The organism is Streptomyces sp. NPDC033229, from assembly GCF_055576875.1.
Map to the genome: position 1 here is coordinate 87836 of NZ_JBVIQR010000011.1, position 12304 is coordinate 100139.

The 12304-nt window shown below is 67.9% G+C and carries 12 protein-coding genes and 1 pseudogene; 10 read left to right on the top strand and 3 right to left on the bottom strand.

Annotation, left to right across the window (positions count from 1 at the left end; genetic code table 11):
- The first annotated feature begins 31 nt into the window (after nucleotides 1-31).
- The 4 genes from ACZ53N_RS12760 to ACZ53N_RS12775 all read left to right on the top strand — a co-directional run bounded on the left by ACZ53N_RS12760 (nucleotide 32) and on the right by ACZ53N_RS12775 (nucleotide 5491).
- The gene (locus ACZ53N_RS12760; protein WP_469140884.1) at nucleotides 32-2374 is read left to right on the top strand and encodes an SDR family NAD(P)-dependent oxidoreductase; all 2343 of its coding nucleotides are present in this window, start codon (nucleotides 32-34) and stop codon (nucleotides 2372-2374) included.
- On the top strand, nucleotides 2371-3774 hold the full coding sequence (locus ACZ53N_RS12765) for an FAD-binding protein (protein WP_469140885.1): 1404 nt from the start codon (nucleotides 2371-2373) through the stop codon (nucleotides 3772-3774). Before ACZ53N_RS12760 ends, ACZ53N_RS12765 begins: the two co-directional genes overlap by 4 nt.
- Before the next feature lie 125 nt (nucleotides 3775-3899).
- The gene (locus tag ACZ53N_RS12770) at nucleotides 3900-4718 is read left to right on the top strand and encodes a spirocyclase AveC family protein (protein WP_469140886.1); all 819 of its coding nucleotides are present in this window, start codon (nucleotides 3900-3902) and stop codon (nucleotides 4716-4718) included.
- A gap of 602 nt (nucleotides 4719-5320) precedes the next feature.
- On the top strand, nucleotides 5321-5491 hold the full coding sequence (locus ACZ53N_RS12775; RefSeq protein ID WP_469140887.1) for a hypothetical protein: 171 nt from the start codon (nucleotides 5321-5323) through the stop codon (nucleotides 5489-5491).
- A gap of 157 nt (nucleotides 5492-5648) precedes the next feature.
- Here the strand turns inward: ACZ53N_RS12775 and ACZ53N_RS12780 are convergent, their stop codons facing one another.
- On the bottom strand, nucleotides 5649-6080 hold the full coding sequence (locus tag ACZ53N_RS12780; RefSeq protein WP_469140888.1) for a DUF6924 domain-containing protein: 432 nt from the start codon (nucleotides 6078-6080) through the stop codon (nucleotides 5649-5651).
- A 163-nt stretch (nucleotides 6081-6243) separates the two neighbouring features.
- On the opposite strand from ACZ53N_RS12780, the gene ACZ53N_RS12785 reads away from it, so the two are divergent.
- From ACZ53N_RS12785 to ACZ53N_RS12810, 6 genes are all read left to right on the top strand, one after another.
- Complete coding sequence (locus ACZ53N_RS12785; protein WP_469140889.1) at nucleotides 6244-6786, top strand: hypothetical protein; 543 nt, start codon at nucleotides 6244-6246, stop codon at nucleotides 6784-6786.
- 243 nt (nucleotides 6787-7029) lie between these two features.
- On the top strand, nucleotides 7030-7581 hold the full coding sequence (locus ACZ53N_RS12790) for an HAD domain-containing protein (RefSeq protein ID WP_469140890.1): 552 nt from the start codon (nucleotides 7030-7032) through the stop codon (nucleotides 7579-7581).
- Nucleotides 7582-8242: 661 nt separating this feature from the next.
- Nucleotides 8243-9049 carry an SCO4651 family lipoprotein gene (locus ACZ53N_RS12795; RefSeq protein WP_469140891.1) on the top strand — a complete coding sequence of 269 codons (807 nt, stop codon included), beginning with the start codon at nucleotides 8243-8245 and terminating at the stop codon, nucleotides 9047-9049.
- A 94-nt stretch (nucleotides 9050-9143) separates the two neighbouring features.
- Nucleotides 9144-9443, top strand: a complete 300-nt coding sequence (locus ACZ53N_RS12800) for a hypothetical protein (RefSeq protein ID WP_469140892.1) — start codon at nucleotides 9144-9146, stop codon at nucleotides 9441-9443.
- A 255-nt stretch (nucleotides 9444-9698) separates the two neighbouring features.
- Nucleotides 9699-10247 (top strand): hypothetical protein, encoded by a 549-nt coding sequence (locus tag ACZ53N_RS12805; RefSeq protein ID WP_469140893.1) that lies wholly within the window; start codon nucleotides 9699-9701, stop codon nucleotides 10245-10247.
- Nucleotides 10248-10488: 241 nt separating this feature from the next.
- On the top strand, nucleotides 10489-10668 hold the full coding sequence (locus tag ACZ53N_RS12810) for a helix-turn-helix domain-containing protein (RefSeq protein WP_469140894.1): 180 nt from the start codon (nucleotides 10489-10491) through the stop codon (nucleotides 10666-10668).
- A gap of 173 nt (nucleotides 10669-10841) precedes the next feature.
- On the opposite strand, the gene ACZ53N_RS12815 is transcribed toward ACZ53N_RS12810, so the two are convergent.
- Together ACZ53N_RS12815 and ACZ53N_RS12820 are read right to left on the bottom strand one after the other, a co-directional pair.
- Nucleotides 10842-11753 carry a glycosyltransferase family 2 protein gene (locus tag ACZ53N_RS12815; protein WP_469140895.1) on the bottom strand — a complete coding sequence of 304 codons (912 nt, stop codon included), beginning with the start codon at nucleotides 11751-11753 and terminating at the stop codon, nucleotides 10842-10844.
- Between the two features lie 115 nt (nucleotides 11754-11868).
- A pseudogene (locus ACZ53N_RS12820) lies at nucleotides 11869-12087 on the bottom strand (IS630 family transposase); the annotation flags it as partial.
- Between the last annotated feature and the right edge of the window lie 217 nt (nucleotides 12088-12304).

A 12304-nucleotide genomic window follows, 5' to 3' on the forward strand; every position in this document is an offset into this window, starting at 1 on the left:
CATCACCCTCGAACAGGCCCCACTGCGCGGCTTGTGCCGAGTCATCGGCAGCGAGCACCCCACACTGCGCACGACCCACATCGATGTGGCAGGCGACACCTGTGACGCCACCGACCTGGTGGCCGAGCTGCTGGCCGACGACGCCGAAGATGAGACCGCCTGGCGGGCCGGTATCCGCTATGTCGCCCGGCTGCGCAGCGCCCCGTTCCAGGACGGCGAACGACACACCACCACAGCCCGTTTCGGTCAGGACGGTGTGGCTCCGGTTCCCCGTCGCCGCGGCGACCTGGATTCCTTGGAACTGGTCACACGGCCCCGGCGCGCTCCCGGCGAGGGAGAGATCGAGATCGGCGTGCACACCGCCGGCCTGAACTTCAAGGACGTCCTCAACGCGTTGGGCACCCTGGCGGACACGACGGACGCCACTCGGCTGGGACTGGACTGTGCGGGAGAGGTCACCGCCGTCGGCCCCGGTGTGGCGGATCTGCGCATCGGAGACCGTGTCGCTGCCTTCGCCCCCGGTGCGCTGGGCTCGTTCGTGACCGTCCCCACCACCACGGTGTTCCCCATCCCCGCGGCCATGACCTATCCCGAGGCAGTGACGCTGCCGACTGCATTTCTGACCGCGTGGTACGCCCTGCACCATCTGGCCCGCGTCCAGCCCGAAGAGCACGTTCTCATCCACTCGGCCACCGGTGGTCTGGGCCGGGCCGCCCTCGCCCTCGCCCGGGCCGCAGGCGCGACCGTTCACGCCACCGCCGGCACCGAGGCCAAACGCGACCAGTTACGCGCCATGGGCATCGCCCACGTCCACGACTCCCGCACCCTGGACTTCGCCGAGCAGATCCGGTCGGCCACCGGCGGCCGCGGGGTGGACATCGTCCTCAACTCCCTGACCGGCTCAGCCCTACGCGCCGGCCTCGACCTGCTGCGCCCGAGCGGCCGCTTCATCGAACTCGGCAAACGCGACATCCACGCCAACCACCGCCTGGGGCTGGATCCCTTTGCCCGCAACATCACCTTCGCCAGTGTCGACCTGACGCTGATCGCCGAGGAACTGCCCCGCCTGGCCGAGACACTGACCCGAGAAGTCGCTGCGGAAGTCGCGGCCGGACGGATCCATCCGCTGCCCTACACCATCCACCCGCTGAGCCACCTGGGCGACGCCCTGCGCACGATGGCCGGCGCCCAGCACACCGGCAAGCTCGTCATCACCATCCCCCGGGACGGCACCAGCCCGGCAGTGATCCCGCCGAGTCAGGTCCGTCTCGCCGACTGCCACGGCGCTTACATCATCACCGGCGGCCTGGGCGGTCTCGGCCTGCTCCTCGCACGAGACCTCGCCGAACACGGCGCCGGCCGTATCGTCCTGAACGGTCGCGGCCACCCCGGCGAGCACGCCGCCGAAGTCATCGGCGAACTGCGCCGTAGCGGCAGTGACATCGACCTCCAGCTCGGCGATATCACCGACCCCGCCACCGCCCCCCGTCTGGTGGACGCGGCCTGTGCCACCGGCCTTCCGCTGCGCGGTATCGCCCACGCCGCCGCCGTCATCGCGGATGCGACGGTGGCGAACATCGACGACGATCTCCTCGACCGGGTCTGGGGAGCCAAAACCACCGGCGCCTGGCACCTGAGCCAGGCCAGCCGCGGCCAGCCGCTCGACTGGTGGCTCGGCTTCTCCTCCGCCGCGGCCCTGATGGGAAACCCCGGCCAGGGCGCCTACGCCGCCGCCAACGCCTGGCTGGACGCCCTCACCCACCACCGCCGCTCCCAGGGCCTGCCCGCCCACAGCATCCAGTGGGGTGCCTGGGCCGACCACGGCCGAGGCACCGCCCTCGCCGACCGCGGCTTCACCATGATCGGCCCCGCCGAAGGGCTCGCCGCCTGCCGGACCATCCTGAGCCACAACCGAGCCTGCACCGGCTACCTCCCGATCCCCGACGCACGCCGCTTCATCGGCGACCGCCTCCACAAGCTGCCGTTCTTCACCCCGCTCGCCCACCAGGACCGCACCGCGGATGCCACGGCCGCCGCCGAGCACACGGTTCTCCGCGCGACGCTGGCAGCCGCTGAAGCGCAGCAGCGGAGCACCCTCCTGAGCACCTTCCTCGCCGAACAGACGGCTGCCATCCTGCGGCGCCACAGCACCACTGTGGACCCGGACGTCCCGCTGGCCGATTGCGGCCTGGACTCGCTCATGGCCCTGGAGTTATCCACCCGCATCAACAAGGCACTCGGCATCCAGGTCCCACCCAAGGCCATCTGGAAACACTCCACCGTCACGGCCCTGGCTGCCCACCTCGCCCACCGATTCGCCGCTACCACCGAGGCCTTGCCCGATCCCGAGCACCCGTCGGACGGGCCCGCATGACCGGCCGCCCTCACCGGCGCGGCCACGCCATCGTGCTCGGCAGCGGAATCGCCGGGATGCTCACAGCCGCCGCGCTCGCCGAGCACACCGGCACCGTGACGATCGTCGAACGGGACCGCCTGCCCCGGCTTCCGGCCCCGCGCAAAGGGGTGCCTCAGGGCAGGCATCTGCACGGACTCTTGTCAGGCGGCATCCATGCCATCGAACGCTTACTGCCGGGAACGTACGAGGCGCTCATTGCCGGTGGCGCCCGCCGCATCGGTCTGGGCGACGAGGCACTGATCTATGGCCCACACGGCTGGATGCGCCCCGTTTCCACTCCGTACTTCCTCATAGGCGCAAGCCAGCCCTTCGTCGAACACACCGTGCGTACCCACCTGCTGCAGCGGTACGCCGTTACCGTCCGCGAAGCGACGGAAGCCGTCGAACTGGTCGGCAACGCCCGCCATGTACGGGGCGTCCGGGTCCGAGACCGCAACACCGGCCGGCACGAGACCCTGGTAGCCGATCTGGTCGTGGACGCCACCGGGTGTTCCGCAAAGACACCGCACTGGTTCACCGATCTTGGCCTCCCCGCCGTAGTCACCACGGTCGTGGACAGCGGCCTCGCCTACGCGACCGCCACCATCCGGCCCACGGCCGCGGGGCTGCCCGTCAGCTGCGCCACGGTACAACCCGACCCACGCGCAGGCGGCCCCGGACGCGCCGGCTTCCTGCTCCGGACCGAGGGCGGGCAGTGGATGGTGACCCTCTCCGGCACTCGGGGAGCCCATCCACCGCTGGACGAAGCAGGATTCCGGGCCTTCGCGTACGGCCTGCGCCATCCCGCACTGGGGGAACTGCTCGACGAGGCCACTCTTACCACTCGCGTCTTCGGATACCGAGCCACCGCGAATCGCCGCCGCCACTATGAACGTACCCCCGCCTGGCCGCACGGGTTCCTGGCCGTCGGGGACTCTGTGGTCACCTTCAATCCCCTCTACGGCCAGGGAATGACGGTCGCCGCTCAAAGCGCTCTCGCCCTTCACCATATGCTCCGCGACCGTCCGGTCGCGGCACTCGACACGCATGCTGTTCAGCGCGCCCTGTGTCACCAAGCGGACCTGCCGTGGGCGATCTGCACCACTGAGGACATCCGCTACCCCCAGGCCGTTGGCGCCCCTCCGTCGGCGATGATGCGCACCGCCCGCGCCCTCACTGATCGCATCCGGGCCACCGCGGCTTGCTCGGCACCAGTCGCCCGCGCCTATTACGGGGCACTCAGCCTCACCATCCCGCCCAGTCGTCTCCTCACCCCGTCACTCCTGATGCCGATCCTGCTCGGCCCCCGACACCCCCCTTTGCGGGAGCCACAGCACCGGCCGGCCAAGCGCCCCTCCCCGGCGGAGCACGAGGCATGACGGGGCCCGACGGCGGACGGTGGCTCCGGCCGAGCCCGGCGACGGTCTGGGCCGCGTTCGGAGTCGCTTCCCTCGCCACTCAGACATGGATCCTGGGCCGGTGGGCCGCGAACGGAAACCTTCGCGTGACCGTCAACGACAACGTCGACATCTCATCCATCCGCGCGATCCTGATCTGGCTCGGCGCAGCGCTCGACATCGTGCTACTCGTCACCATCACCATTGTCATCGCAAGACGATGCCGTCAAGCAGGCCACATCACGCTCGACGCGGCTCTCTTCGCCGGATACACGCTGAGTGCCTGGCAGGACCCGCTGTACGACTACTCCGGGCCGTTCGCCCTCCATAATCAGTACGCCCTGCATTTCCCGTCCTGGGGGCCCTACATTCCAGGATGGCACGGCCATCCTGACCCGTACCTGAACATCGAGACGGCATTCGGCCTAGCCGGCGTCGGAGGCTTTGCCGCGATGATCATGTGTGTGTGGACCCAATGCTGGTTGATCGACCGGGTCGTCCGATGGCGGCCGCGCTGGGCATCGGCACGCATACTGCCCATAGGAATCCTGACGGGCCTGGTCACGGTCTGCCTCTTCGAGGCACTGGCCATCAGCCTGGGGACCTACTCGTGGGCAGGCGCCATCCGGTCCCTGTCACTATGGGGCGGCCATTGGTACCAGTACCCGGTCTATGAATGCTTCGCATGGACCCTGTTCCTCACCACCGCTGCCGTGATGCTGCACAACTGGCGCACACACGCCACAACCCCCTGCATCTTCAGGGGGACGGAAGCACGCAGTCGAGGCGACAACTGGAAGCGGCTGCTGGCCGGTGTCGGTTTCGCGAACCTCGTCACCCTCACCTACATGACCGTCAACGCCACGGCCACGATCTATGGTGACCCCACCCCCACCGACACACCGGACTTCCTCTGGCCCCGATGAAAGCCGATGCGGCCCACGTACTGCGACAAAGCCGCGTGCCGACGCCGTACGTTCGTCGAGCAGGTCGAGGGGCTGACGACCGCGGGCCCCGCCGGCCGCTCTGCCTGCTGGGTCGCCGTAGTATCCGCCGCGCGAACAACGAATATGGCTGTGACCGCCTCTGACCTGCTGTGATTCTCCGCGTGTCGTGGGCGGTAGCCGGATCGTTCATCGTGCGGTTGCGGTACGTCGATATGACTGGACGGCTGCACGGGGATGGTAGGGGTCTGGGTGGCGACGCGGGTGTTGAAGGCCAGTCCGCAAGTCGTCCGGCTGATCGCCCTCGAATACCTCGAGCACCACTTCCGCGCACGGTGCAGCGAACGCGGTGACCTCGCGAAGATCTTGCTTACTCAGATCGATCTCGCTGGCTTCCCCGATCATGACTCCATCCTCGACCATTGCGCTGGATAGCCAGGCGGCTGGGGCGGCTCCGGGCTAGCCCCATGCCGACTGGCTCCCGAACAGACCGGATCATGGCCACCCGGCCACAGCAGGCAGGAACAGGTAAGCCGACCGCTCTGCCAGATGACCTACTCCGCAGGCTGTCGCCCTCGACCAGCGTGAGCACCCCGGAGGACCGTCACAACAGCCCTTCGACCTGCAAATTCAAAGCGAGCGCGGGCTTGTATCACCACCAGTTCGTGGTTGGCGTCGAAGGCGTCGATCGCGCCGTCGTCGGCCTGACGGGATCACAGGCCCTGGACGAGAGCGTCATCCACGGCCAGTCATGATCGCGGATTCGGTGACCCTCCGTAGCTCCAGCGCGAAAGGTGATCCAGAGCCACTTTTCAAACGACGCTGGCAAAGGAACATGGGGTGCGCCGTCCCCGCCCGGGCGTGCGCGCGGACGGGCCCCGGCTGCCACCTGCGCCGGAAGAACTGTTGTGGTCAGAAGCCGCGGAAGACGCCGTCTTCGTCGGCCGCGTCGGCGAATTCCTCGAAGTCCATGTTGGACAGAGATACGTTGTTCTCGATGCCCCAGAGCTCGGTCGCAACGACGCGGACCGTGCGGCCCCGCACCTCCCAGAGGTCGACACAGAGCAGGGGCATCTCAGGCGAGCCAAGGGGGACATCGTCCACCACCACCAGAAGCTTGCACTCCGGCTCATCCGGTATCAGGGCAAGGATCTGCGCCAGCTCGAGCCCGCGGAAGGCGGGATCGTCGAAGTACGTGACGGTGGCCAGAAAACCCTCGTCGCTGGGTGTCTCGATCGTGCGGCAGATCGCCTGCCACGCCTCATCGTCACCGAAGACGGTTCTGAGGACCGGTGCGCACTCGTTCATGGACGAGTCAGTCAAGGGCAGCATCTCGTTGGACATGGGCCTAAGACTCCCATCGGCCGCTTACTACCGAAATCAGGCACCGCCGGGCACACGAGACGAGGCGGACGCGGCTATCTGACGGATGGAAGGGGTTCGTGGGTGCAGCCAATTGTGCGGTGGCGAGCCGGGCCAGTGTGTGTGGGCCTGCGAGGATGATCCCGTGAAACTGGACAAGAATTCCGCTCCCCGCGGTGCGCGGCCTCGTTCGGTAAAAGGTGCAACGGACACTGGGGCCACGCGAGCAGCCTCTGCGGCGCGGGCGGCGGTCCGCGACGTTGCGGCCCTGCTGGAGGCAGCGATCACTGGTGCCGACCGCGTCGTCTGTATTTCGCTGGTCGCAGCTGAGCCGCTTGTGGAAGGCTTTCCGCCTCGGTCCTCATTGACGGAAATGGCTCGATCGGTGGTGGCCCATTTTGAGGTGGTGACGGGCGTACGGCCGTTGAAGCCCCCGTCGCGCTGGACTGGTGAACTGGGGCAGACCCTCGACAGGACGGCGCGACGAGTCGCCTGCGACGGCCGACTAGGGCCGGGGAAGGACGGGGCACTCGCCGTGGCCGGGACCGTCGAGCAGCATCTGGGCAGCGTGCGCATGGCCGCGGAAGTCGTCGTCGAGGACGAAGGATGCCCAGCGACTTGGAGCAAGCACTTTCTGCTGGTCACGCGGTCGCACATTGCCCTGCTCGCGATGACCGTAGACGACTGAATACGGAAACCGGGCACGAGGGGGCGCACTGTGCGGGAAAGGGTATGCGATTGCGTGCGGCGGATCAGGAAGCTGCCGACGGACGAAGAGGCCGACGGGTGGCTGGCGGGTGGGAATCCGCTGAGGACGGCCGGGCCATTGACGCGACGTCGCTCGATCTGCCCGTAAAACAGAGGCTCGTCGGCATGCGGCGAAGCTACACTCACCACATCCTGAACCGCTGAGCAAGGGAAGTAGCAACATGTGCGTCGCCCTCTTCTCTACCTCGATGTGGACGGGCCACTGAATCCATACGCCGCGAAGCCGGAGCGCCGGCCTGAGGGCTACTCAACCCACCGGATGAAGCCGGAGGGCTGGATCGCCCAAAACCCCGGCAAGCCACAGGCATACGTGAAGCCGCTCCGGGTCTGGCTCAACGCAGGCCACGGCAGTCGGCTCCTGGAACTGAGCGACCTGTACGACCTGGTGTGGGCGACCACCTGGGGGACGGAAGCGAACGCTTTCATCGCGCCTGTCCTCGGCCTCCCCGAACTGCCCGTGGTGGACTGGCCCACGATGAACGGCGCGGGGCCGTGCGGCACGCTCTGGAAGACCCGCTATCTCATCGCGCACGCCGCCAGCAGGCCGTTCGCCTGGATCGATGACGACCTCGGCGCAGCCGACCGAACCTACGCGGCTACGCACCACGACGGCCCGGCACTGCTCCACCACGTCGACCCGCGACGAGGGCTGCTCGACGAAGACTTTGCCGCACTCACCGCATTCGCGGTCTCTCTGCACTCCCCCGGCACCTGACTGCCACAAGCAGCGAGAGCGGGAGTTCCGCTACGGCGCACCGCCCGCCGTACGTCCGCCGAGCCTCCTCCAGCTTCCACGCCATGACGGTCGCCCACCGGGCATCGTCCTCGGTGCGGTCCAGGTGCAGCAGAGTGGCGGCAGCGAGGCTGACTTGGACGTCCGGCAAGAAGTCCACCTCCACGGCCTGGCCGGGCGGGCGGCGGCGATCGGTTGGTATACCGCCCCCGCCGCTTCGGCGCAGGCGCCGATCTGCCTGGTCAGGGCGGCGATCAGCCGCGCGTGGCGGCGTCGGCGGGCGGGGACGTCCAGGCGGTCCTGTGCCGCGGTCACCCTTGCTCTATGCCGCGCTGCGCCAACCCTGGATCTCTTTCGCCACAGGGACTCTGAGCAGGGCGGTCAAGTTTGGGTGACAACGCTCAAGGCTCAATGACCCAGGGCACCCTGCCGTGCGCTGAGGTGCCCGAGCAGTTCCGCCCGGGCGCCTCGGCGCCGCCTGGGCTAGAGGCGTATGGGTCACGGGGGCATTCCCGCTGTTGGGCCCAGGACAACCGCGCTGCGGGCGGCGCACCCCCACCCGACTACATGCCGTCTCCTGAAAGTATGATCACGAATTCGATATCTGTGACATGTCACCACATAGGCCTCCCGGAGAAATTGAATGCGGCGTTCCGTCATCCCCCTCAGCGCCGTTGTCCTGCTGTGCGCGGGGTGTTCCTGGGGCCGCGTGGCCGATGAGCCGAAGCCGCCCGCGAAGGCAGCCGCCTCCGCTCCGGCCGTGGACCACGGGCCGACGGTGCGGGCCGCCGTGGCTGCCACGGGCAAGACCAGCGCCCGGATCGATGAACAGATCAAGATAGGTGACGGCACCCGCCCCTACACCCTCGCCGTCAAGGGCGCCTTCGACCTGGCGGGCGACAAGGGTCGCCTGGCGGTGGACATGCTGGATGCGCCGGGCCCCCGGCACGTGGACGAGATGTTCACCAACGGCACCGTCTACGTGGGCGGGTTCCTGGGGATGGGGGACTCCTGGGGCTCGACCGCCCGGGACGAGGCCGAGGCCCACTACTTGCTGCGCGCACCTCTGAACGACCCCGAGCACGTCCTGCGCCAGGCAGCCGGCATGCGCAAGATCTCGAAAGTCGGCGAGGAGAAGGTGAACGGCATGCCCGCCGTCCATTACCGCGGCATCCTCGAGGACGACATGGTCACGCTCCGGCTGGCGCAGGAAATGCGGGCGAAGTGGGCCGCCGGAAAGAAGCAGATCGGTGAGATCCCCGTCTTCGCGGACGTCTGGGTGGACCGGAACGGACGGGTGGCCCGCACCCTGCTCTCCTGCGCCATGGGCCCGGTCAGTGTCACCGTGACGATGAACCTCGCGGACTTCGGCAAGCCCGTGGAGGTGGTGGCCCCGGCCACCGACAAGGTCACCCCCGTACCCTCCTCCAGCGGCGTCCTCACCGGCTGACGAAACGGCGACGGTTGCGGTGGCACCCCGCGGTGGCGCCACCGCCGACAGTTCCCAGCAACACTCCGGCCGGGCTGTGCGGCGGAGCACCCGTATGACGGGTGACGACGACTTTTACGACGCCCTGTCCGACGCATTCGCCGGCTCCAGCCGCCTCGTGGACGCCCTGGCGCAGCTCCCGCTGGACTTCCAGGCCTTCTACATCGGGCACGTCAAGCTCTACCTCGACGTCGCCCGGGCCCTGCGGGCCGGCCAGGACCAGCTCAAGATCATGGAAAGCAGCCGCGGCCTCTTCACCGCGATAGCGGACCTGCCCCCAAACAGTTCGACGTCATCGTCCTGCGCAACGTCCTGGACTACCCCACCAGCCGCATCGCCTGGTTCATGTGACTGAGCGAAAGCGTCGTGGACTACCACTGCCGCAACACCAAAGAACGCCTGCGCGTCCAGCTCGGCATCCCCGGCACACCCCCCACGCTCACCCTCTGGCAAGGAGAGGAACAAGAAGTGACCTCCGCCAGCATCTCGCGGCAGCAGCGGGTGCTTACGACCTGGGGGAATTTAGGATCCCTCTGATTCACTGAGGCACATGGGGATCGGGACATTCATCACACAGGCGCGACGGCTGGCGGCACACGAGGGGCGGTGGATGGCGAGCCTCGGGCTGTGGGTGGCTCGGCGCTCGCACGGGGTCCGGGACGCGGATATCGCTGTCGGGTATGCGCGTGCTCAGGCGCCGACGGCGTACGGGTTGGTCTTCGTGTTCGTGGTCGAGACGGTCGGGGTGTCCTTCATGCTCGCCGCGTATCCGGTCGCCCACCTGGTCATGCTGCTTCTCGACCTCTACACGGTGTTTCTTGTCTTGGGGCTGCACGCCGCCGCCGTCACACGCCCACACGTCGTGGGGCCGGGCGAGCTGCGGATACGGCGCGGTGCACGGCTCGATCTGCGGATACCCCTGGAACGGATCGCGTCCGCCCGTTACGACCTTCGCTTCCCGGACGCGAACAAGTCCGAGGACGGTGTGCTGGACGTGGCCATCGCGTCGCAGACCACGATCACTATCGAGCTGACCCAACCAGTCACCTCCGTGAGCCTGTTGGGGCGGCGCGCGGAGGTTCATACGGTCCGCTGCCACGCCGACGAACCGCAGGCCGCCGTCGCGGCGATCAAGAAGCTGCTGCCGGCAGACAGCTGACAGGGCCGACACTGTTACCGCAGTTCGGTCATACGGAACTGCGGACCGTGACATGAGACGGGCCGCACGAGTTGGGTGAGTTGTGAAGCTGACCCGGGCCCGTGCGGCCTGCTCCCATCCTGCCCTGTCCGGTGTCTCCCGCGCACATTTCGGCGAGTTGCCCGAAGAACTCGCGGCTCCATGGGAGGCAGCGCGCGAGTCCGCGCTACGTGATCAGCGTGGCGGCCCCCGGCGCCGATCGGTGGGGGCTGGGCGCAAGCCGAAACTGGTCTTCGTCGACCGGTTGCTGGTCACCCTCCCCCACCTGAGGCATGGGCTGCCGCACGCGGCCCTGGCCGAGTTCTTCAGCGTGGACCGCTCCACTGTCTCCGCCGCGATCCGCCGAGTCCGTCCCCTGCTCAATTCCTCCCAAGGTCGTTAGTCAACACGGCTCCCTGGGACGGGGTTTACTCTGACGAGTGGTTCGCCAGCGTACTGTCGTTTGCTGGGCTGATGGCGGTGATTCAGCCCGCCGGGTGAACGGACCGGCCGTTGCCTGGCCAACGGGCGTTGAACGGCGGGGCGGCTCCCAAGCGATCGCCCGGCCTTCGTGCGCTAGAAGACGGGCGGCCTGCCGGCAAGGGTCAGCCGTGCCACGGTGCGCCAGCTCATCGGCGTCCGCGTACCGCAGTTGGTGCGCACTCCTTCTCGGAAGCCGGCCAGGGAGGTACGCAGAACCTTGAGGTCACGGAAGCGCCACAAGGTCAGCAGGGACCAGACGGCGAGGTTGACGGGTACCAGGATGCGCGGGAGGTTTCGGCGAGCCAGCCAGACCCGGTTGCGGGCGTTCATCCGGTAGAACATCGCGTGCCGTGCTGGGTTGGTGGCCGGATGGTGCACGGTCACGTCCGGCATGTAGTAGCCGGTGTATCCGTGGTCCCAGCATCGCCAGGCGAGGTCGATGCCCTCGTGGAAGAGAAAGAAGTGCCCCGGCCACCCGCCGACGCCTTCGAACGCCTCACGGCGCATCAGCATGATGCCTTCGGCCATAACCGTCACGGTGCCCGGGCGTAGAGCGTCGGCGCGCAGGCGGGGCACCCAGCGGCGCAAGGTGATGCCGGTGTCCGGGTCGGCGATGCGCGGCTGTACGTACGCCAGGCTGGGGTCCCGCAGAAGGCGGGTGGCCAGCCGGGCGATGCTGTCCGGCTCGGGGAGGACGGCGTCGTTGTCGAAGAACAGCAGCAGGTCGCCCTTGACGCTCTCGGCTCCGACGTTGCGGCCTCCGGGGATGCCCAGGTTCTCCGGCAGCGCCACGGTGCGGACGCCGGGCGGTACAAGTTCTGGTTCGACGCCGTTGCCCACTACGACGACGTCGAGGTCCACCCCTTCCTGGGCCAGGAGCGAGTCCATGGCCCGGGTGAACTCCTCTTTGCGGTCGTTCATGGTCAGGACGATGGCACCGATCGTCGGGGGCGGTGTGCTCAACGGTCGTTTCCTCTCCCGGGGGCCTGTCGCGGCAGCGTACATACCAGAGGGCCGCCGACGGCGCCGCCGTTCACTCCCGCGTCACCTGGAGGCCGATGGCCCAGCGTCTACCGGACTCCGGCAGGCGTACATGGCCTGCGACCTCTCCGGTGCCGTGTCAGGCAACGTTCGCCCTGTCGACGACGGCGTGTAGGCGCCGGTCGTCGGCGTGACGGTTTCGCCAGATGATGTAGCGACGGATCATAGTGCCCTGCTCCTTGTTGATCGCCATGGTCGGTGCCGTCGAGGATGAAGTAGCGCAAGGCGATGGCTGGGCCTCGATCCGGTTCAGTCAGGAGGAGTTGGTCAGGAGGTAGACGATCTCGGTCTTGCCGGCCCACAGCAGTCGTCGCCCCTCGTCGTCAACGCTCTCGCGCACACGCACCTGTTCGGCCACTCGTGTCGGCGTACACGTGAAGATGGCTCTGGGCAAGATTTTCGTAGCCGGAGACCACCTCGGTGACACGGTCAGCCGGTCCGCATAGCGGCGTCGGAGGTGGGCGATGAGGACAACACAATGACAGGGAATCTGACCCGCTCGGTACGCCGGGTCC